Origin of the sequence: Streptomyces sp. NPDC005805, assembly GCF_040630445.1 — a bacterium.
GTDB lineage: Bacteria > Actinomycetota > Actinomycetes > Streptomycetales > Streptomycetaceae > Streptomyces.
In genome coordinates, this window is the sequence record NZ_JBEXXN010000001.1 from 66443 (window position 1) to 87467 (window position 21025).

The window sequence follows — 21025 nt, forward strand, 5'->3', positions numbered from 1 at the left end:
ACGATCTCACGGCCCGTCAGGGGCCGCATCCGGAGCCGTCCCGCCGGGTCCGTCCGCCGGCCCGCCCAGGGCGGGTCCGTCCGCCAGCTCGGCCAGCGTCCGCGTCAGCCAGGTCGTCCAGAAGGTCTCCAGCTCGATGCCGCCGCGCAGCACCACATGGCGCAGCCGGTCCTCCCGGCTGATCCGGCGCTCGGGCGGGAAGTCACGGCGTTCGATCTCCTCGTAGTCCGCCAACTGGGCCCGGTGCAGCTCCAGATGGCGTACCAGCTCGTCCGTCAGATCCGTCCCGCCGACGACCGCGGCGGCGCGCAGCCGCAGCAGCAGCGGCTCGCGCACCGCCCGCGGGTCCTCGCTGCGGTCCACCCAGGCGGCCAGCTCCTCCCGGCCCGCGGGCAGCACCTCGTACTCCTTCTTCTGCCCGCGGGTCGGCTGGGCGGACGGCAGCACGCGGATGTGGCCGGCCTGCTCCAGTTTTCCCAGCTCCCGGTAGATCTGCTGGTGGGTGGAGGGCCAGAAGTAGCCGATCGACCGGTCGAACCGCCGGGTCAGCTCCAGTCCGGACGAGGGCTTCTCCAGCAGGGCCGTGAGGATGGCATGGGGCAGGGACATGGCCGCATCCTAGGGACGGCGGCGGGGCCGGGGCGTGCGCCGGGTCACAGCTCGGCCGCGAGGCGGGTGCCCTGGTCGATGGCGCGCTTGGCGTCCAGCTCGGCGGCCACGTCCGCGCCGCCGATGAGGTGCACCGAGCGGCCGGCGGCGCGCAGTTCCTCGTGGAGGGCGCGCTGCGGCTCCTGGCCCGTGCAGAGCACGACGGTGTCGACCGCCAGCACGGACGGCGTGCCGTCCACCGTGATGTGCAGGCCCTCGTCGTCGATCCGGTCGTAGCTCACGCCCGCCGTCATGGTGACCCCGCGGTGCTTCAGCTCGGTGCGGTGGATCCAGCCCGTGGTCTTGCCGAGGCCCGCGCCGACCTTGCTCGTCTTGCGCTGAAGGAGGTGCACGGTCCGCGGCGGGGCCGGGCGCTCGGGGGCGGTGAGGCCGCCCGGGGCGGCGTAGGAGGTGTCGACGCCCCACTGCCGGAACCAGGTCTCCGGGTCCCGGCTCGCGTCCTCCCCGCCGTCGGTCAGGTACTCGGCGACGTCGAAGCCGATCCCGCCCGCGCCGACCACGGCGACCCGCTCGCCCACCGGGGCGCCGTCGCGCAGCACGTCCAGATAGCTGACGACGCTGGGGTGCCCGATGCCCTCGATCCCGGGGACCCGGGGGGTGACACCGGTCGCGACCACGACCTCGTCGTACTCCTCGGCCGGCAGGTCGGCGGCGGTGACGCGGACGCCGAGCCGGACGTCGACGCCCTCCTCGTCGAGCCGGTGGCGGAAGTAGCGCAGGGTCTCGTCGAACTCCTGCTTGCCCGGAACGCGCTTGGCGATGTTGAGCTGGCCGCCGATCTCCCCGGCCGCGTCGAACAGGGTGACGGTGTGGCCGCGTTCGGCGGCGGAGACCGCGCAGGCGAGCCCGGCAGGGCCGGCGCCCACGACGGCGACGCGCTTGGCGAGCCGGGTGGGGGCGAGGACCAGCTCGGTCTCGTGGCAGGCGCGCGGATTGACCAGGCAGGAGGTGATCTTCAGGCTGAAGGTGTGGTCCAGGCAGGCCTGGTTGCAGCCGATGCAGGTGTTGATCGCCTCCGGCCGCCCGGCCGCCGCCTTGGCGACGAACGCGGGGTCGGCGAGGAACGGCCGCGCCATGGACACCATGTCCGCCCGCCCCTCGGCGAGCAGCTGCTCGGCGACCTCGGGGGTGTTGATGCGGTTGCTGGTGACGAGCGGCACGGAGACCGCGCCCATCAGCTTCTTGGTCACCCAGGTGTACGCGCCGCGCGGCACGGAGGTGGCGATGGTGGGGATGCGGGCCTCGTGCCAGCCGATGCCGGTGTTGATGATGGTCGCCCCGGCCGCCTCGACCGCCTTGGCGAGGGTGACCACCTCCTCCAGAGAGGAGCCGCCGGGGACCAGGTCCAGCATGGAGAGCCGGTAGATCAGGATGAAGTCCTCGCCGACCGCCTCACGGGTGCGCCGGACGATCTCCAGCGGCAGCCGTATGCGGTTCTCGTAGGAGCCGCCCCAGCGGTCGGTGCGGTGGTTGGTGCACGCCGCGATGAACTCGTTGACGAAGTATCCCTCGGAGCCCATGATCTCGACGCCGTCGTAGCCCGCCGACTTCGCGAGGACGGCGGCGCGGACGAAGTCCCCGATGGTCTCCTCGATCTCGTCGCCGGTGAGCGCGTGCGGGACGAAGGGGCTGATGGGGGCCTGGATCGCGCTGGGGGCGACCAGGTCCTGGTGGTACGCGTACCGCCCGAAGTGCAGGATCTGCATGGCGATCCGGCCGCCCTCGGCGTGCACCGCGTCCGTGACCACGCGGTGCCGGTCCGCCTCCGCTTCGGTGGTGAGGGTGGCCCCGCCCTCGTAGGGGCGGCCCCGGTCGTTGGGGGCGATACCGCCCGTGACGATGAGGCCGACGCCGCCGCGGGCGCGCTCCGCGTAGAAGGCGGCCATCCGCTCGAAGCCGCGCTCGGCCTCCTCCAGACCGACGTGCATCGACCCCATGAGCACCCGGTTGGGGAGGGTGGTGAATCCGAGGTCGAGCGGGCGCAGCAGGTGGGGGTACGGGGTCGGGGTCGGCGGTGCGGTGCGCGTACTCATCGGAGCCTCCTCGCTCGGGTGTCGAGCCCAGTTCTATGCGCCCCCGAGGGATTTTGCAACAAGGTGCAAAATGATGTCCGTCACCGTAGCCGAGGAACGGCCGGAATGTGCGCGACGAACACACCGGTCATCCGTACGGGTGATATTGGTCATTCGACCCCATTCCCGACCTCTACCGTGGCGCTCGTGGCGGGATGGCAGCAGGTGAGCGCGCTGGGGATCGCGGTGGTTCTCGGCGCACAGGGGGCGGGCATCGGGACATCGGCGTCCGACGACGGGGGTGCGGAGGGGGCCGCGGTCAACGTCGGCCGGGGCACCGTCTCGGTCACGGGCGGCTCGGTGCCCGGCGTCGGCCGCGGGACGGTCTCGGTGACGGGCGGATCGCATCCCGGGGTGTGCGTGGACGTCGAGCTGCCGTCGGGGGCGCATGCCTCCGTGTCCGTCGGCCACTGCCCCCCGCCGCCGCCCTGCCCGGAACCACCGGAGCCGACACCGACTCCCACGCCCAGTCCTGCGCCCACGCCGACGCCGTCACCCGAGCCGCCGACACCCACTCCCAGCCCTCCGCCCACGCCTCCGCCCGCACCGACGCCCACGCCTGCGCCCGAGCCGCCGGCCCCGGAGCCCCCCGAACCCGCGCCGGTCCAGGCGCCCCCGCCGGTTCCGGAGCCGGAACCCGAGCCCGAGGCTCCCGCCCCGGCCCCGCCCCGTGCGGTGCCGCCCGCCCCCGCGCCGGGCCCGCCCCAGCAGGTGGAGGCGGTGACCATCCGGACCTACCGACCCGCCGCCGGCGCGCCCGAGAGGCCCGGGACCCCGCTCACCGTGCTGATGCTCGTGACCACCACACCGGCCGTGCTGGCGGCGGCCCTGCTGCGACCGCGCTCGCAGTCCGCCGCCCGGCGCGGACGCGCCTGATCCACACCCCCGCCCCAACCGTTCCGCACCCCCACGGAGTTCACCCATGTCCGAATGGCTCGTCCTGGGCACCGTGATGGCGGCCGCCTGCGCCGTCGTCCTCGTCGTCACCGTCCTCAGCCAGCGCAGGCGCGCGACGGCGGAGGCGGCGGCCCCGGCGGCCGAGCCCCCGCAGACACCGGACGTCCTCGAGTACATGGTGATGATGGTCGGGGTGGTCTACGCGATCGTCCTCGGCCTGGCCATCGCGGGCGTCTGGGAGGCGCGCGGCGCGGCCCAGGACGCGGTGCGCGCCGAGGCGCAGGCCCTGCACGAGGTCACCCAGCGCGCCCAGGTCTACCCGGCGGACTTCCGGGAGCGGCTGCGTACGGACATCGACGCCTATGTCACCGAGGTCGTGGTGGACGAGTGGCCCCGGATGATCGAGCGGGAGGAGCTGTCGCCGCGCGGGACCGAGCTGCTGGCCTCGGTGCGCACGGTCGTGGCGGAGCGCGCCCCGTCGAACGAGCTGGAGGCGCAGGCGTACCAGCCGATGCTGGACAAGGTGGCCCTGGCCGAGGACGCGCGCAACGCACGGGCCGAGGGGGCGGGAGCGACTCTCCCCGGGATCGTGTGGTTCGGGCTGATCAGCGGGGCGGTCATCACCGTGGGGCTGATCTTCACCATGCAGATCGGGCGGTCGTTCCGGGAGCTGCTGCTCGCCGGGCTGTTCAGTGCGCTGATCGCGTTCCTGCTGTTCCTGGTCTGGGACTTCGACGCGCCCTTCGGCCGCTCGGGCACCGAGTCCGCCGACGCCTTCCGCCAGCTCTTCCCGGGGGCGTCCGGGCTGGAGTGACCTGCGGATTTCCCCGCTTTCGACGGCCCCGCGGCGCTCGCCCGGGGCCGTCGGAATAGCGGGAGGGGGGTCGTGGTTGAATGGCATAGTTCAAGATTCAACCAATATGGGGTCGTGGACGTGGACCACGGACCATGGACCCCAGGGAGAGGTGACCGTCATGCAGTTCGGCATCTTCACCGTCGGCGACGTCACGACCGACCCGACCACGGGCCGCACGCCGAGCGAGCACGAGCGGATCAAGGCCACCCTCGCCATCGCGCGGAAGGCGGAGGAGGTCGGGCTCGACGTCTTCGCGACCGGCGAGCACCACAACCCGCCCTTCGTCCCCTCCTCGCCGACCACCCTGCTCGGCTACCTGGCGGCGCGCACCGACCGGCTGATCCTCTCCACCTCGACCACCCTGATCACCACCAACGACCCGGTGAAGATCGCCGAGGACTACGCGTACCTCCAGCACCTCGCGGACGGTCGCGTCGACCTGATGACGGGTCGCGGCAACACCGGCCCGGTCTACCCGTGGTTCGGCCAGGACATCCGCCAGGGCATCCCGCTCGCCATCGAGAACTACGCGCTCCTCCACAGGCTGTGGAGGGAGGACGTGGTCGACTGGGAGGGCACCTTCCGCAGCCCGCTCCAGGGCTTCACGTCCACGCCCCGGCCACTGGACGGGGTCCCGCCGTTCGTCTGGCACGGCTCGATCCGCTCCCCGGAGATCGCCGAGCAGGCCGCGTACTACGGCGACGGCTTCTTCCACAACAACATCTTCTGGCCCATGTCCCACACCCGGAAGATGGTCGACCTCTACCGGAAGCGGTACGCCTTCTACGGGCACGGCACCCCGGAGCAGGCGATCGTCGGCCTCGGCGGTCAGGTGTTCATGCGGAAGAACTCGCAGGACGCGGTGCGCGAGTTCCGCCCCTACTTCGACAACGCGCCGGTGTACGGGCACGGCCCCTCGCTGGAGGACTTCACCGAGCAGACGCCGCTGACCGTGGGCTCCCCGCAGCAGGTCATCGAGCGGACGCTGGGCTTCCGTGACGCGGTCGGCGACTACCAGCGCCAGCTGTTCCTGATGGATCACGCGGGACTCCCGCTGAAGACCGTGCTGGAGCAGCTCGACCTCCTCGGCGAGGAGGTCGTGCCGGTGCTGCGCAAGGAGTTCGCGAGCCTGCGGCCGGCGGGTGTGCCGGAGTCCGCGCCGCTTCACCCGGCGGTGCTCGGAGCGGGCGCGGGCGAGGCGACCGGGGCGGGCGGGGCCGGGGACTCGGCCGCTGTGGCCGCCGCGGCCTCCGCACCGGCTTCCGCTGCCGGTTCCGTTTCCCTGTCCGCCGACGCCCCGAAGGAGGCATGACGGCCATGACCACCGCTCAGCAGACGAACGGAACCGGCGCCGCCGGCGCCCTGAAGCTCGTCGTCGTGTCCGCCGGGCTCGGCGTCCCCTCGTCCACCCGGCTGCTCGCCGACCGGATCACCGAGTCCGTCCGCCGCGAACTGGCGGCGGAGGACCGGGCCGTGGACGTCCGCGTCGTCGAACTGCGCGACCTCGCCGTGGGGATCGCCAACAACTTCGTGACCGGCTTCCCCGCGCCGGCGCTGGAGGAGGCGATCGAGGCGGTGACCGAGGCGGACGGTCTGATCGCCGTCACCCCGGTGTTCACCGCCTCCTACAGCGGGCTGTTCAAGTCCTTCTTCGACCTGGTCGAGCCCGAGGCGCTGACCGGCACCCCGGTGCTCGTCGCCGCGACCGGCGGCACCGCGCGGCACTCCCTCGTCCTGGAGCACGCGCTGCGTCCGCTCTTCGCGTATCTGCGGGCCCTGGTCGTGCCGACGGCCGTGTACGCGGCCTCGGAGGACTGGGGCGGGACGGGCGACGCGCTCACCGAGAGGCTGCCGGACCGCATCGCCCGGGCGGGCCGCGAACTGGCCGCGCTGATGCCCGCCCATGCGGCGGGACGTGCGGAGCGACCCAGGGCCTTTCTTTTGGATCGGGTCGGACGGTGAGCGGGGTCTGGTGCCGTGGATCGCAAGGCGGAGGATGGAGACAATGGCGGAGCCATGGCGAGTGACGACAACGCGGCGAGGCGCGGTGCCAGGGCACGCGAGCCCGGCCTGATCCAAAAGAAAGGCCCTGGCCCTGCCGACCTGTTTGCGTAGTTTTGCATAGGCTTGCGTGGGGGTGCCGCGAGAGCGCGCACCCCCACCAGGCACGATGCGACGGCGCGACGCGGCAACGGCGCGACGACGCGTCGCACAGCAGCTCGGCGGCCGCGGAGGTGGCGACATGGCAGGGAACGGACGGATCGTCGTGGGCGTGGACGGGTCCGAACCGTCCGTCGAGGCGCTCCGGTGGGCGGTGCGGCAGGCCGGCCTGAGCGGGGAGACGCTGGAGGCCGTCATCAGCTGGGAGTACCCGGCGGCCGGCTGGGCGTCGATGGTCCCGGCACTGCCGCCGGACTTCGACCCGGAGGCGATGGCCGCCAAGATCCTCGACGACACCCTGGAGCAGACCCTCGGCGCGGAGGCCGCGGCCTCCGTGGAGCGCACGGTCCTGGTCGGCAACCCCGCGCAGGCACTCATGGACCGGGCCCAGGGGGCGTCCCTGGTGGTCGTCGGGGACCGGGGCTACAGCGGGTTCAAGGCCGCGCTGCTGGGCTCGGTCGGGCTGCACCTTTCGCAGCACGCGCCGTGTCCGGTGGTGGTGGTGCGGGGGACGACGGCGGCGGCTTAGGGCGCCGGAGCCCGGCTCCTGCCGCCCGGCACCCACCGGCCCCCACCGGCCCTCCCGCACCGGGCACCCTCTGTGGCGACTCCTCCGTACCGGGCCGCACCCGCACCGCCCGGTGGGCGGAATCCCGGCCCGCAGGCGGAACAATCGCTGCCCGCAGGCGGAATCAGGGATTTCCCCAGGCCCCTGGAGAGCGGAACGCGGGGTTCTCCACAGGGCCGGTGGGATGTCCGCGCATCGGCCTATCGTGTGGCGCATGACCTCTGGACTCATCGGGCGCGACCACCCCGCGGGCGTCCTCCGGACCGAGATCGGCCGGGCGACGGACAGCCACGGGGGCCTGGTGCTGGTCACCGGCGAGGCCGGCATCGGCAAGACGACCCTGGTCACCGAGGCGGCCGACGAGGCACGTCGGCGCGGTGCGCTCGTCCTCGGCGGCTCCTGCTGGGACTCGGACAGCGCCCCGGGCTACTGGCCCTGGGTGCAGGTGGTCCGGGGGCTGCGCCGGGGGGCCGGGCCCGAGGTCTGGGAGGAGGCCGAGAAGGCGGCCGGCGGGCTGCTGGCCGTGCTGCTCGGGGAGGCCCAGGGCGAAGCGGAGCCGGCCGGGCCCGAGCCGGGCGGAGAGAGCTTCCCCCTGTTCGACGCGGTGACGACGGCCCTGGTCACCGTCTCCCAGCACCGGCCGGTCGTGGTCGTCCTGGACGACCTGCACTGGGCCGATCCGGCGTCCCTGCGGCTGCTGGAGTTCGCGGCGCAGCACGCCTGGTTCGAACGGCTGCTGCTGATCGGCACCTACCGGGATGTGGAGGTGGAGGCCCCCGACCACCCGCTCCAGCCCCTGATCCTGCCCCTCGCCGCCCGCGCGGGCGCCACCGTCACCCTGACCGGCCTGGAGCGGGACGAGGTCGGCGCGCTGATCGCCGTCATCGCCGGGAGCGAGGCCGAGCCCGCGCTCGTCGACGAGGTGCACCGGCGCACCGGGGGGAATCCGTTCTTCGTCGAGCAGACCGCCCGCATCTGGCACAGCGGACACCCGGTCACCGCGATCGCCCCGGGGGTCCGGGAGGCGGTGAGACGGCGGCTCGCCCTGCTCCCGGAGCCGGTCGGCGAGCTGCTGGTCACGGCCGCGGTGCTGGGGCGCGAGTTCCACCGGCAGGTGCTCGCGGCCGCCTCCTCGGCGCCCGTCCCCCATGTGGACCGGCTGCTGGAGCGGGCCGTCGCCGCCCGGCTGGTCGCCCCGCGCACGGGCGGGCGGTTCGCCTTCGCCCACGACCTGGTCCGGGAGACCCTGTACGAGGCGCTGGGCGAGGCGGAGGCCCGGTCCCGGCACGCGGCCGCCGTCCGGGCGCTCCGCGACCGGCCCGGGCCGCCCGGCTCCGGGGTGCCCGCCCTCCCGGCGGACCTGGCGCGGCACGCCTATCTGGCCGGTGGCGAGGTGGACCGGGACACCCGGGTCGATCTGCTGGTCGCCGCCGCGCGGGACGCCTCGGGCCGGCTCGCCGCGGAGGAGGCCATCGGGCACTTCCGCCGCGCCGCCGAGGCGGCCGAGGGGGACGCCCGCCGGAGCGCGCTGGTCCTGCTCGACCTGGGCGGCGAGCTGCGCCACGCGGGCGAGGAGACCGAGGCGTGGGAGTGCTTCGGACGCGCGGCGGACCTCGCGGAGGAGCTGGACGCCCCCGAGCTGCTGGCCCGGGTGGCGATCACCCTGCACAGCCAGGCCGAGATGCACGGGGAGCAGGAGCGCCGGCGCACCCAGCGACTGCTCCGCGACTCCTACCGGCGGCTCGTCGACCGCGACCAGGAGGAGCTCGCCGGGCTGTCGAACGAGCAGATCGCCCAGGATCTCGCAGTGCGCTGCACGGCCCTCGCCCGCGACGAGGGGGACGACGACGCGCTGTCCTTCTCCCTGTGGGCCCGGCACGACGCGATCTGGGGGCTGGGCACCGCCGCGGAACGGCTCGACCTGACGGACGAGATGGCCGATGTCGCCCGCCGCACGGGGAATCCCGAGATGGAACTGCACGCCACCTCGATGCGCTGGGTCTCGCTGCTGGAGCTGGGGGACCCGGGCTTCCACGCGCAGGTGCACCGCTTCGTGGCCCTGGCCGAGCGGGCGGGGGTGCGCCGGTTCGAGATGGCCGTGTCGGTGGACCGGTCCCTGGTCGCCGGGCTGACCGGCCGGTTCGACGAGGCGAGGGAGCTGCTGGACAACGCCATGGAGGAGCAGCACCAGCACGCGGCCTTCCTGTTCATGGCCCTGCACATGGACTGGGCCATGAAGCTGCTCATGGGCCGGCTCGACGAGGCGCAGGCGGTGCTCGCCGGGGTCGACGAGACCGGGCACCCCTATCCGCGTCTGCTGGAGGCCCTGACGGCCGTGGAGCGGGGGGAGGCGGAGCTCGCGCGGCGGCTGGTGGAGGAGCTGGACGCCCTGCCGGAGCCGATGCCCCGGGCGTTCGCGCCGCTGATGATGCGGGTGCGGGCGCAGACGGCGGCGGCCACGGGTGACACCCGGGCGATCGCCCGCTCCCGGGCCGAGCTGGAACCGTACGGCGGCCAGTGGGTGGTCTCCCTCTACGGCTGCGACATCGGCGGGCCGGTCGACCTGTGGCGGGGCCTGCTGGACGCCGCCGAGCACCGCACCGGGGACGCGGTCGCCGCGCTGACGGCGGCCGCCGAGTCCGCCGACCGGCTCCAGGCCAGGCCCTGGGCGGTCCGGGCGCGGGCCGCCCTCGCCGGGGTCCTGGCGGAGGCGGAGGGGCCGGCCGCGGCACGGCGGCTGCGAGGCCGGGTGGCGGAGGAGGCCCGGGAGCTGGGACTGACCCCGCTGCTGCCCGCGGCGGAGCCGGATACCGGCCCGGAGGCCGGGCCGGGCACCCTCACTCCTGCCGCTGTCGGCCACGGGCCGGCTCCGGCGCCCGTGGCGGCGGACCCGACGGCGCCTCGCCCGGCGGCACCTCGCCCGGCGGCGGAGCCGGAGCGGCCCGAGTTCCGGCGGGACGGGGCGGTGTGGGCGCTCACCTTCGCCGGGCGGAGTGTGCACGTACCGGACGCCAAGGGGCTGCGGGACCTGCACACCCTGCTGCGGCACACCGGGAGCGACCTCTCGGCCGTGTCCCTTCTCGCCCCGGAGGGCGGGGCCGAGGTCGTCGCCGCCCGCGGTCTCGGCGGTGACGCGATCCTCGACGAGGAGGCCAAGCACCGCTACCGGCAGCACCTCGACCGGCTGGACGAGGAGATCGACCGGGCCGCGGCCCTCGGCGACACGGCCCGTGTCACCGCGTACGAAGCCGAACGGAAGGCGCTGCTGGAGGAGTTGCGCAAGGCCGCCGGGCTCGGCGGCCGGACCCGCCGCCTCGGCGACGAGGCGGAACGGGCCCGGAAGACCGTCACCGCCCGCATCCGCGACACCCTGCGCCGCCTGGACTCCCTCCACCCCGAACTCGCCGCCCACCTCCGGGAGTCCGTCGGCACCGGCTCCTCCTGCGCCTACCGCCCGCCCCAGCCCGTCGACTGGCGGCTCTGACCTCGGCGGCGGTACGGACCACCACCGGCGCGCCCGGCGGGGGGCCCGTCGTCCGTCCCACCGGTCCCCGTCCGGCGGTCGAGCCGACTGCGACGTTCCTTCCAGTCCCTGCGCCCACGCTGGCCATCTGTTGCCCCACACGGGGGCTGATCCCTCCGGTCGGCGTGCCCCCCTGTCCCGCAGCGGTGCCGCTCCCGGCGGGAGGAAAGGGGATACACATGCGACTCAGAGGCCGGATATGGCGCTCCGCTGTGGTCGGTGCCGCCGCGACGGCCATGTCGATCATGGGCATGGCGACTGCTTCCGCCAGTCTCGACGGCCCGTACGTCGAGACACCCAACGGATGCGCCTCGGCCTGGTTCCAGGCCAACGGCGACAAGTTCTGGATCGGTGACTGGTGTGCCGACAGCGCGAGCGGCGCGGCCCTGTGGCGGGTCAACCTGCCGTGCGGCCCGATGGGGCGCACCTGTCCTGACCGGCACCTCTACAACTCGAAGGGCTCCGGCACGGGCCACGGCGTCTCCATCAACTGGACAGAGGACGTGCCGATCACCTATCGGGCCTGTGTCGTCGACCGCTCCGCGTCGAAGGTCAAGACCTGCTCCGCCTACCGGGGCGCGGTGACCTGACGATTCCGCCGGACGTCGCGGTCGCGCGCTCTGTCCGCGACCGCGACGTCCTTATGTGCCCAAGGAGTTGCTGTGCGCAAAGCCGTACTCGTCGGCGTCGCCACCACTGCCGCCGTCGCCCTGGTCTGGGGCATCCTGATCGGCGCGGGACGTCCCGACGAGCAGTCCGGAGACCGGCGCGCCGCTGTGGTGGCCGTGGCGGCGCCCCCGCTCGCCGCGTATCTGCCCACCCAGCGGCAGAACACCGAGCTGACAGAAGCCCTTTCCGTCGTGGCGCGCAGCTGTATGCAGCGCTATGGCATCACCACCGCGTCCGTCGTCAGCGACGCCTGGATCCTGGAGACGGCCGCCCGCCCGGTACCCCTGTACGTGCCGGAGGCGCAGGCAAGGACCTCGGGCTACCACGAGCCGTCCCCCGGGGAGGCGGACGGCGTCGGCTCCGGTGCCCCGGCCGACGGCGGCAGGGGCGGGCCGCAGTCGGCCCTGAGCACCGAGCAACGTGCCGTGTACGAGACGCTGATGAACGGCTGGGCCGCGAGGCCCGGAAGCCCGAGGACCTATCGGGGTGAATCCGTGCCACGCTTCGGTTGTCTCGGCGAGGCGGACGCCGCACTGATGCGCGGTGGCCCCCGGCCGGTCGGGTTCGACGGGAAGCCGGCTGACAACAGCGTCGACGTCCTCAACATCACCCTCGAACTGATCGACCGTGCCGATCGAATGGCCCGGAACGACTCCGGATACCGGTCCATGGTGAAGGAGTGGAGCCGGTGCATGGCGGAAGCCGGTCACCGCTACGCGACTCCGGAAGCGGCACGGGACGACGGGTGGTTCGACCGCCCCGCGCCCACGGACCGGGAACGGGACCTCGCCGTACAGGACACCCGCTGCAAGGACGAGGTGTCGTATGTCGCGATCGTCTCGGCGCTGGAGCAGAGCACGCAACGCCGCATGATCGAGCGTCATCGGCCACTGCTCGACCTTGTGAACGGGAACATCGAGGCGCGCATGAAGAACGCACGGGAGATCGTACGCAACGGCTAGGCGATACCCTGGTGGTCCCGACTCCACGGAGTCGGGACCACCAGGGTATCGAGTCCGGTCGGCAGGCGAACCGCGCGCCGGAACTGGTTACTTGCGGTTGTAGAGACGCATCGTCACGGAGCCGAAGACGGTCACGATCACGGCGGCCCACCCGAGCGACCACGCGAGGTCCGACGCCGGCCAGCCACCGTGCATCAGCTCGCGGACCGCCGAAGCCACATGCGTGACCGGGTTGTTGTTCACGAACGCCTGCAGCCAGCCCGGCATCGTGCTGGTCTCGACGAAAATGTCGCTGAGGAAGGTCAGCGGGAAGATCACCATCATGCTGACGCCCATGACCGACTTCTCGGACCGCAGCAGCAGCCCGAACATCGTCCACACCCAGGAGAAGGAGAAGGCGAAGACGACCAGCAGAGCGACACCCAGCAGCACCCCGACGACCCCGCCTTCGGGCCTGAACCCCAGCACCATGCCCAGAGCGAGCATGACCGCGGCCGCGATCAGGTAGCGCACCATGTCGCCGAGCAGGTAGCCGACCATCGTCGAGGGCCGCCAGATCGGCAGGGTGCGGAAGCGGTCGAAGACTCCCTTGTCGATGTCGGTGTTGACGGACACTCCTGTGTACATCGTGATCATCACGATGTTCATGACGAGCATGCCGGGCAGCAACCGCTGCAGATAGTCGGTCGGCGAGCCGCCCAACGCACCTCCGAAGAGGTACGTGTACATCACGACCATCATGATCGGGAACGCCGTCACATCGAAGAGCTGCTCCGGCACATGCTTGATCTTGAGCATCGCCCGCCAGCCGAAGGTCAGCGAGGTGGAGAGCGCGCTCGGCCGCGGCGGGCGGTCCGTGGCGACCAGGAGGCGCGCCAGGTCCTCGGCCCGGGGGGCCTCCAGCTCGACGTCGACGGTGTCCTTGGTGGTGGTCGCGGTGCTCATGCCGCCGTCCCCTTCTTGTCGGTGAGGGCGAGGAAGACCTCGTCCAGGCTGGGCTGGCCCAGCGCGAAGTTGTCCACGACGATGCCGCCCCGGGCCAGTTCGGCCAGGGCGTGGGCCGCCTGTTCGGCGGCACCGCGCTCGCTGCCGTTGCGCACCCGGGCGGTGAGGGCGACCGGGTCGGAGTCGAGCTGGACCTCGGCGCCGAGCACCGAGACCAGGACCCGCTCCGCCTCGGGCCGCTGGTCCGCCTCGCGCAGCCGCAGATGCACCGAACCGGAGCCGACGGACGACTTCAGCTCTCCCTTGGTGCCCTCGGCGATCACCCTGCCGTGGTCGATCACGGCGATCCGCGAGGCGAGCTGATCGGCCTCGTCCAGGTACTGCGTGGTCAGCAGCACGGTGGTGCCGTGGGCGACGACCGCCCGGACGATGTCCCAGACCTGGTTGCGGCTGCGCGGGTCCAGACCGGTGGTGGGCTCGTCGAGGAAGAGCAGATCCGGGGTGTTGAGGATCGAGGCGGCGATGTCGATACGGCGCCGCATACCGCCCGAGTAGTTCTTCACCTGCTTGTCGGACGCCTCGCTGAGGCCGAACGCCTCCAGCAGCTGCGCGGCCCGGTCGCGGGCGGCCGGCTTGGAGTGGCCGAGGAGCCGGGCGAGGAGCACGAGGTTCTCCGTGCCCGTCAGGTCCTCGTCGACCGAGGCGTACTGCCCGGTGAGGCTGACCCGGCTGCGGACCGCGTCGGCGTCCTTCTGCACGTCCTTGCCGAAGACGCGTGCCTCGCCGCCGTCGGGGCGGAGCAGGGTCGCGAGCATCCGCACGGTGGTCGTCTTGCCCGCCCCGTTGGGACCGAGGACGCCGTAGACCGTGCCGGCCGGCACCCGGAGGTCGACTCCGTCGACGGCGCGCTTGTCGCCGAACACTTTGACCAGCCCGGTGGTCTCGATCGCAAGATCTGTACTCATCGTCAGTCCTTCGGTTCCTTTGCTCCGTGGAAGGGGAGACCCCGGCGGGTGCGGGAAGTCATCGGTCGGCGCGACGTGGGCCGCGGGCGGACGGCGGGTCATGAGGCGTAGGGACGCCGGGCGCGGGCGTCCCGCAGGGCGGTGCCCCACCAGTGGAGCTGGTCGAGCATCAGGGAGGCTGCGCCGGCGCGCTCGTCGAGCACGTCGTCGAGGAGGTTGACCGCGACCCCGTTGCGCAGGGTCACGGTGTGGAGTTCGGTGAAGACGGAGCGGAGGTGCTCCACCGCGTACAGACCGCGGGAGCCGTGGCCGTAGCTGACGAAGGCCACCGGCTTGGTGTGCCACTCGTCGTACGCGTAGTCGATGGCCTGCTTGAGGGAGGCGGGGAAGGAGCGGTTGTACTCCGGGGTCACGACGACGAAGGCGTCCGCACGGTCGACCTCGTGGACGAAATCGCGGATGTGCGCGGTGGTGTGGTCCGGGTAGCGGGCGGGGAAGTCGAAGTCGACCAGGTCGACGGCCCGGGGCTCCACGTCGTCGCGGTCGCCGGCGAGGCGGAGGAACCACTCGCCGACCTTCTCGCCGACGCGGCCCTCCCGCGTGCTGCCGATGATCACGGCGACCCGCAGGGGCTCGGTGTCCCCGTCCGCTTCCCGCTCCGGCCGCCGCCGGGGGGCGGCAACGACTTCGCGGCTGTCGTCATGGCCCGCCCGGCTCTGGCCCCGGTCCTCCTCCCGCACGGTGCGCCTCCCTCCGCCGGTGTCCGTCCGGCTCCCGTGGCCGGCTGTTCCCGGCTCTCACGGAGAAGGCGCGAGACGCGACCGCGCACCCGCCAGATCCGATCCGGCGGGCCCGCACTCCACCCCCTGGACGTACGCGAGTCCCGGCCGCGCGAGGTGCTGGACCGGGACTCGCGCACAGAAGGTATGTCACTCCCGTACGTAGAAGGCGTAGAAGGTGGCCACCGCGACGCCGGCCCCGCAGGCCAGGCCGATGGCGGCGGCGCGCAGCACGCTGCCCCCGGCCAGGCTCGTCATGAAGCCGATCGCCGCTCCGCCCAGGGCGCCCCAGGCCGCGGCGCGTGCCTCCCTGGGCAGGGCCTTGCCATAGCGACCGAGCGCGAAGGCCAGCGCCCCGAGCACGATCGCCAGGATGATGCCGACGAGCCACTGCCCGCCGGTGGCGATGCCGTCGTCCTGGAAGCGCAGGACGGAGGCCGCCCACACGCCCGCCGTCACCGCCAGCAGGGCCGGCAGCACGAAGCCCATCGGGCTGCGGTGCTCCCGGTCGGACCTGCGGTGTTGCCGCCCACCGGGCGTCACAGTCTGTGTGGCCATGGCGCAGAGCTCCTTCCCTCTCACTCCCGCGCGTCCTCCTCTCAGGGCACACCCGCTCGCGCCGCCGGGCAAGTCCGGGCGGAGGCGGGCGAGGCTGACGCCGGGACGGGAACCGCGTGCGCCCCGCGGCCCCGCCCGGCCCGGGAGGCGCCGCCCGGCACCGCACCCGGCGGCGGCACGGTGCCGCCAGGAACGATCTCGCGGGGACCGGCGTCCTTGTTGGCGGGAGGCACAGGAAGTGATCGATGTGACGGACGGCTCGCCCGGTGGCACGGCGTACGGCAGCGCGCCCGCGCCCGGCCGGAAGGGCCGTGCGGCCGCCTGGGCGGTGGGCCTGCTGCTGATCGCGCCGACGGCGGCGGCCGTCTGCCGGGCCGCGGACAGCGACGGCCCCACCCCGGTCGTACAGCTGCTCGCCTTCCTGCCGTGGCTGCTCGCCCCCGCGGGCCTCGCCCTGGTGCTGGCCCTGCTCGCCCGCCTCCGTCTCCTCGCCGTCTGGGCGGTGGTGGTGCTCGCGGTCGTGGGCTGGTTCGTCAGACCGCACGACACCGGGCTGGACGACCCGCCGCCGGGGCGGGCGGTCGCCCGCGTCGAGGTCCTCACGGCGAACGTCGAATACGGCGCGGCGGCCGGCGCCCTGGTCGACACCCTGCGCGAGGAGCGGCCCGACCTCGTCTTCGTCCAGGAGTGCGACCCGGCCTGCTCCAGGACCCTCGCGGCCGGCCTCCCCCGCGACCTGTACCCGTACCGGCATGTCGTGGACGAGGGCGGCGCCGCGGGGTCGGCGATCCTCAGCAGCCACCCCCTGGCCCCCACCGCCGGGGTGCCCGCCACCCTCGCCATGCCCGGCGCGGTGGCGGACATCGCGGGCCACCGCGTGAACCTCCAGCTCGCGCACCCCATGCCGCCCGTGCCGGGGGCCCTCGCCGAGTGGCGCCGCGAGCTCGGCAAGCTGCGCGCCTGGGCCGCCGGGCACCGGGACGGACCGACGGTGCTCGCGGGGGACTTCAACGCCACCGGCGACCACGCCGCGTTCCGCCGGGTGCTGGCCGCGGGCGGACTGCGGGACAGCGCGGTCCTGGCGGGCGCCGGGCGCACCCCGAGCTGGCCCGCCGCGGCGCCCCGGCCGTTCGGCGCGCAGATCGACCATGTGCTGGTGGGGAGGGACTTCTCGGTGCGCTCGGCGCGCTTCCTGGACCTCCCCGGCACCGACCACCGTGCCGTGCTCGTCGGCCTCGACCTGCACGACGTGCGCTGACCGGCCCACCGGGTCAGAGTGAGGAGGCGAGAAGCCGGGGCACCCCTGCCGGGGCCCGGGCACCCCTTGAGGGAGGCATGGCGGATGCGCGCTGTCACGGTGGGCGGATTCGGGGCCGAGCCCGAGGTGGTGCAGGTGCCCAAGCCGGAGCCCGGTGAGGGCGAGATCGTGGTCAAGGTCGAGTACGCGGCACTCAACCCGGTCGACTGGCAGACCGCGGACGGCACCGGCAGCCGGGCCGGCGGCGGTCCGGAGCGGGACGCCCCGGGGAGCCGAGGTGCGGCCGCCGACGGGGACGCGGCCGCGTTCCCGCTGGTCCTCGGCGCGGACTTCGCCGGGAAGGTGGACGTGGTCGGCCCGGGGGACAACCGCTTCCGTGTCGGCGACCCCGTCTTCGGCCGGGCATGGCCCCGGCATGCGGCGGCCGGGGCGGGCGCCTACGCCGAGTACCTCGCCGTCCACCAGGACGGACCCGTCGCCCTGGTGCCCGCCGGGCTCGACCTGCGCACGGCCGCGATGCTGCCCACCGCGGGGATGACCGCCGCCCAGCTCCTCACCGTCACGGGCCTCGTCGGCGGCCGGACCCTGCTGGTGACGGGCGCCGCCGGCGGGGTGGGCAGCTGTCTGACCCAGCTCGCGGCGGCCCGCGGTGTCCGGGTGGTGGCCGTGGTCCGGGGCGACGAACGCCGGCGGATGGGCGAGCTGGGCGCCGCGGTCACGGTGGACGCCACCGCCGGGGACCTCGGCGAGGCGGTCCGGGCGGCCTGCCCGGACGGGGTCGACGCCGTCGCCGACCTGGTCTCGGACACCCCCGGCGCCTTCGCCCGGAACGCGGCGCTCGCACGGCCCGGCGGACTGGCCGTGGCCACCTGCGCCGGGGCCGAACCGACCGCGCTGAGGGGCGAGGTGGAGGGCGTGGCGTTCACCCTGCACGCTTCCTCGACCCTGCTGGAGGCACTGGCCGCGGCCGCCGCCGAGGGTTCCCTGCGGACGCCGCTCGACGCCGAACTCCCCCTGGAGAAGGCCCCGGACGCCCTCGCGCAGAACCGCGCCGGCGGCGCACGCGGCAAGACCGTCTTCGCACTCTGACCCACCGGCCGGGACCGGCGGGAAAGGCAGCACCGCACATCGAGCCGCACATCGGGTACGGAAGGGCCGCCGTCATGGACGACGAGCAGATCATCGACAGCATCGGCGAACTGGTCGAGGAGGAACGCGCGCTGCGCGACCACGCATTGAGCCAGGGCGGCCTAGACGCCGACCGGCAGGCGCGGCTGAAGGAGCTGGAGATCCGCCTCGATCAGTGCTGGGACCTGCTCCGCAGGCGCCGCGCCAAGTCCGAGTACGGCGAGGACCCGGACACGGCGCAGCTCCAGCCTGCCGACGAGGTCGAGAACTACCAGGGCTGACAGCCGCGTACCGCCCGCACCCGGCGTACAGGCCGAGCGGAACGAGCGAGGCGGTCGGAACGAGCCGGGCAAGCGGACGAGCCGCAGCGGGCGGAGTTGCGCCGGCCGGGCTCGCGGGGGTGTGGTGGCAACCATGAGGGAGCGCGAGGAGGACACGTCGGGCGACGGCTCCGGGGACGACGGGCCCGAGGCCGCCACCGCTGACGACGGCCCCGAGGCCGGTGCCACCGCCGGCGGTCCCGCGCGCCGCCGCGCGGCAGGCGGGGGACCCGTGGTGCGGCGGCCCGGGAGTCCGCCCGGCTGGCTGCTGCGCGGGCTGCGCCCGCAGGACGCGCCCATCCCCTGGGCCGCCGTCGTCCGCGCCGGGATCGCGCTCGCCGCGCCGATCGCCGTCGGCACCGCCGTCGGCCGGCCCGAGTACGGCGCGCTCGCCTCCATGGGCGCGCTCTCCGGCGTCCTCGGCGACACCGCCGACGCCTACCGGATGCGCCTGCTGAACATCGCCGTCCCGCAGTTCTTCGGCGCGGTCGGGGTGACCATCGGGACCCTGGTGTACGGGCACGGCTGGACCGCCGTCGCCGTGATCACCTTTGTCGCCCTGCTCTCCGGGATGATCTCGACCATCGGCGCGGTGGCCTCGGTGTCCGGGCTGCTCCTCCTGCTGAACTCCGTGGTCGGCGCGGGCCTGCCGATGCCGGACCCGTGGTGGACGGCCCCGCTGCTGCTCTCCGCGGGCGGCCTCTTCGTGCTGCTGCTCACCCTGCTGGGCTGGCCCCTGCGCCGCCGCGCCCCGGAGCAGTCCGCGGTCGTCGGGGCGTACCGCGCCGTCGCCGCGCTGTTCGAGATCGCGGGCACGGACGACACCGCCCTCTACGACGCCCGGCGCCACGAGGTGACCCGGGCGCTCGACGCCTCCTATGACGCCGTCCTGGGCCGCCGGGCCCGCGACCACGGGCGGCGCGGTCCGATGGTGCGGCTGCTCGCGCAGCTCAACGCGGTGATCCCGCTCGTCGAGTCGGCCGCCGCGGCGCACCGGTACGGCCGGGCCTCCCGCCGTCCGGAGATCGCGGCGGCCGTCCGGGAGCTGGCTCAGTCCATCGGCTCGGGCCGCCGCTCCGCACCCCCGCTCGATCTGCCGCCGCCCGAGGGCCCGGCGGACCGGGCGGTCGACAGCGCGCTGCGCTACGCCTCCGAGGTGGTGCACCACCCGGACCTGGAGTCCGCGCCCACCGACGACGACCGGCTCGGACGCCCCGCGGCCCTGCGGATCCGCGTCCGGCGCGCGGCGCGGGACGTGCTGCTCTCCGAGGAGTCGTGGCGCTACGGGCTGCGGCTGGCGCTGTGCATCGGCATCGCCCAGTCCTTCGTGTCGCTGGTGCCGGTGGCCCGGTCGTACTGGGTCGCGCTGACCGTCACCTTCGTGATGAAGCCGGACTTCGGCTCGGTGTTCTCGCGGGCGCTGCTGCGCGCGCTCGGGACGGCCGCCGGGCTGCTGGTCGCGGCGGCCGTGCTGGCGGCGGTGCCGCGCGGCTGGGCGGACGTACCGGTGATGGTCCTGCTCGCCGCGCTGATCCCGGCGTTCGCGGCGAAGGGCTTCGTCTTCCAGACGATGGCGGTCACACCGGTGATCCTGCTGCTGTCGGACCTGCTCAACCACGAGGGCTTCCATCTGGTGCTGCCGCGCCTCGTGGACAGCCTGATCGGCTGCTCGATCGCGATCGTGGCCGGGTATCTGCTGTGGCCGGAGAGCTGGCACACCCGGATCGGGGACCGGCTGGCGGACGCGGTGGACGAGACGGCGGCGTATGTGGCCGGGGCGTTCGGCGGCTTCGCCCACGCGGAGCGGGTGCGGCGGCGGAGGAAGCTGTACCGGGACCTGTCGTCCGTCCGCTCGGAGTTCCAGCGCGCGCTGACCGAGCCGCCGCCGACCGGCAGACGGGCGGCCGCGTGGTGGCCGCTGGTCGTCGCGGTGGAGCGGATCGTCGACGCGACGACGGCGGCCCGGGTGCGCGTCGACCACGGCGCGGAGCCGCCCGGGGACGACGAGGTCACCGCCGTGGAAGGGCAGTTGCGCGAACTGGCGGAGGGGGTGCGGACCAACGAGGAGCTGGTCGAGGTACGGGCCGACCTGCCCGGGGACGCGGACGGGGTGCTGGAGCCGCTGCGCCAGGAGGTCCGGGCGGCCCGCGCGATCACGTCCCCGGCCAGGGACGACGGCGCATGAGACGACGGCTGAGACGACGCCTCGCAGGCCGGACGCGCGCCCCGATGGACCGGACGCGCCCCCGAGTTCAGCGGACCAGCCCCCCGGCTCAGTCCTTCGGACGGTTGCCGAAGAGCCGCTCCAGCTCCCGCCGGTCCCGCTTGGTCGGCCGCCCCGCTCCCCGGTCGCGGACCACGGCCGGGGCGGTGAACTCCCGGGGCGGGGGCGGCGGGCTGTGGTCCTCGTACGCCAGGGCCGCGACCGGCGGGCCGACCCGCTTGCGGAGGATCTGCTTGACGACGACCACGCGTTCACGGCCCGAGTGGAACACCCGGACCTGGTCCCCGACCCGTACCGGCTGCGAGGGCTTGACCCGCTCGCCGCCGAGGCGGACATGCCCCGCGCGGCAGGCCGCCGACGCCTGCGAGCGCGTCTTGGTCAGCCGTGCCGACCAAACCCATACGTCGATCCGCACGGTTCCGGAGTCCGCTGCCTCTGCTGCCATGCCTCCGACTCTACGACCTCGCCACCG

19 protein-coding genes are annotated in these 21025 nt (G+C 73.9%); 12 read left to right on the forward strand and 7 right to left on the reverse strand.

Annotated features, from left to right (window positions below; all coding sequences use genetic code 11):
• Positions 1 to 6: 6 nt before the first annotated feature.
• Entirely contained in the window at positions 7 to 609 is a 603-nt protein-coding gene (locus ABZ457_RS00350; protein WP_359152224.1) for a PadR family transcriptional regulator, read from the reverse strand.
• A 44-nt stretch (positions 610 to 653) separates the two neighbouring features.
• Positions 654 to 2702, reverse strand: coding sequence for an NADPH-dependent 2,4-dienoyl-CoA reductase (locus ABZ457_RS00355; protein ID WP_359152226.1), 2049 nt, complete (start codon positions 2700 to 2702; stop codon positions 654 to 656).
• A 759-nt stretch (positions 2703 to 3461) separates the two neighbouring features.
• Between ABZ457_RS00355 and ABZ457_RS00360 the strand changes: the two genes are divergently transcribed.
• The 8 genes from ABZ457_RS00360 to ABZ457_RS00395 all read left to right on the forward strand — a co-directional run bounded on the left by ABZ457_RS00360 (position 3462) and on the right by ABZ457_RS00395 (position 12376).
• Positions 3462 to 3617, forward strand: coding sequence for a hypothetical protein (locus ABZ457_RS00360; protein ID WP_199789989.1), 156 nt, complete (start codon positions 3462 to 3464; stop codon positions 3615 to 3617).
• Positions 3618 to 3663: 46 nt separating this feature from the next.
• On the forward strand, positions 3664 to 4452 hold the full coding sequence (locus ABZ457_RS00365; protein WP_359152229.1) for a hypothetical protein: 789 nt from the start codon (positions 3664 to 3666) through the stop codon (positions 4450 to 4452).
• Between the two features lie 160 nt (positions 4453 to 4612).
• Complete coding sequence (locus ABZ457_RS00370; protein ID WP_359152231.1) at positions 4613 to 5806, forward strand: LLM class flavin-dependent oxidoreductase; 1194 nt, start codon at positions 4613 to 4615, stop codon at positions 5804 to 5806.
• Between the two features lie 5 nt (positions 5807 to 5811).
• Positions 5812 to 6456: an FMN reductase gene (locus ABZ457_RS00375; RefSeq protein WP_359152233.1), complete on the forward strand. Its 645-nt coding sequence runs from the start codon at positions 5812 to 5814 to the stop codon at positions 6454 to 6456.
• Between the two features lie 280 nt (positions 6457 to 6736).
• Complete coding sequence (locus ABZ457_RS00380; protein ID WP_359152235.1) at positions 6737 to 7183, forward strand: universal stress protein; 447 nt, start codon at positions 6737 to 6739, stop codon at positions 7181 to 7183.
• A 253-nt stretch (positions 7184 to 7436) separates the two neighbouring features.
• Positions 7437 to 10706, forward strand: coding sequence for an AAA family ATPase (locus ABZ457_RS00385; protein ID WP_359152237.1), 3270 nt, complete (start codon positions 7437 to 7439; stop codon positions 10704 to 10706).
• Between the two features lie 218 nt (positions 10707 to 10924).
• Positions 10925 to 11335, forward strand: coding sequence for a hypothetical protein (locus ABZ457_RS00390; protein ID WP_359152239.1), 411 nt, complete (start codon positions 10925 to 10927; stop codon positions 11333 to 11335).
• 72 nt (positions 11336 to 11407) lie between these two features.
• Entirely contained in the window at positions 11408 to 12376 is a 969-nt protein-coding gene (locus ABZ457_RS00395; RefSeq protein WP_359152241.1) for a hypothetical protein, read from the forward strand.
• A gap of 87 nt (positions 12377 to 12463) precedes the next feature.
• On the opposite strand, the gene ABZ457_RS00400 is transcribed toward ABZ457_RS00395, so the two are convergent.
• The 4 genes from ABZ457_RS00400 to ABZ457_RS00415 form a co-directional block, all read right to left on the reverse strand.
• Positions 12464 to 13321 carry an ABC transporter permease gene (locus ABZ457_RS00400; protein WP_359152243.1) on the reverse strand — a complete coding sequence of 286 codons (858 nt, stop codon included), beginning with the start codon at positions 13319 to 13321 and terminating at the stop codon, positions 12464 to 12466.
• Positions 13318 to 14286 carry an ATP-binding cassette domain-containing protein gene (locus ABZ457_RS00405; RefSeq protein ID WP_359152245.1) on the reverse strand — a complete coding sequence of 323 codons (969 nt, stop codon included), beginning with the start codon at positions 14284 to 14286 and terminating at the stop codon, positions 13318 to 13320. The genes ABZ457_RS00400 and ABZ457_RS00405 overlap by 4 nt, the downstream gene beginning before the upstream one ends.
• A gap of 98 nt (positions 14287 to 14384) precedes the next feature.
• Positions 14385 to 14915 carry an NAD(P)H-dependent oxidoreductase gene (locus ABZ457_RS00410; protein ID WP_359152670.1) on the reverse strand — a complete coding sequence of 177 codons (531 nt, stop codon included), beginning with the start codon at positions 14913 to 14915 and terminating at the stop codon, positions 14385 to 14387.
• 300 nt (positions 14916 to 15215) lie between these two features.
• Positions 15216 to 15623, reverse strand: a complete 408-nt coding sequence (locus ABZ457_RS00415; protein ID WP_359152247.1) for a hypothetical protein — start codon at positions 15621 to 15623, stop codon at positions 15216 to 15218.
• Positions 15624 to 15870: 247 nt separating this feature from the next.
• Here ABZ457_RS00415 and ABZ457_RS00420 point away from each other — a divergent pair, with 247 nt between their 5' ends.
• The 4 genes from ABZ457_RS00420 to ABZ457_RS00435 all read left to right on the forward strand — a co-directional run bounded on the left by ABZ457_RS00420 (position 15871) and on the right by ABZ457_RS00435 (position 20514).
• Entirely contained in the window at positions 15871 to 16881 is a 1011-nt protein-coding gene (locus ABZ457_RS00420) for an endonuclease/exonuclease/phosphatase family protein (RefSeq protein ID WP_359152672.1), read from the forward strand.
• A gap of 84 nt (positions 16882 to 16965) precedes the next feature.
• On the forward strand, positions 16966 to 17970 hold the full coding sequence (locus ABZ457_RS00425; RefSeq protein WP_359152249.1) for an NADP-dependent oxidoreductase: 1005 nt from the start codon (positions 16966 to 16968) through the stop codon (positions 17968 to 17970).
• Between the two features lie 74 nt (positions 17971 to 18044).
• Positions 18045 to 18290, forward strand: coding sequence for a DUF2630 family protein (locus ABZ457_RS00430; RefSeq protein WP_359152251.1), 246 nt, complete (start codon positions 18045 to 18047; stop codon positions 18288 to 18290).
• 133 nt (positions 18291 to 18423) lie between these two features.
• Positions 18424 to 20514, forward strand: a complete 2091-nt coding sequence (locus ABZ457_RS00435) for an FUSC family protein (RefSeq protein WP_359152253.1) — start codon at positions 18424 to 18426, stop codon at positions 20512 to 20514.
• 88 nt (positions 20515 to 20602) lie between these two features.
• Here ABZ457_RS00435 and ABZ457_RS00440 read toward each other — a convergent pair whose 3' ends face one another.
• On the reverse strand, positions 20603 to 20998 hold the full coding sequence (locus ABZ457_RS00440; RefSeq protein WP_359152255.1) for an RNA-binding S4 domain-containing protein: 396 nt from the start codon (positions 20996 to 20998) through the stop codon (positions 20603 to 20605).
• Positions 20999 to 21025: the final 27 nt, after the last annotated feature.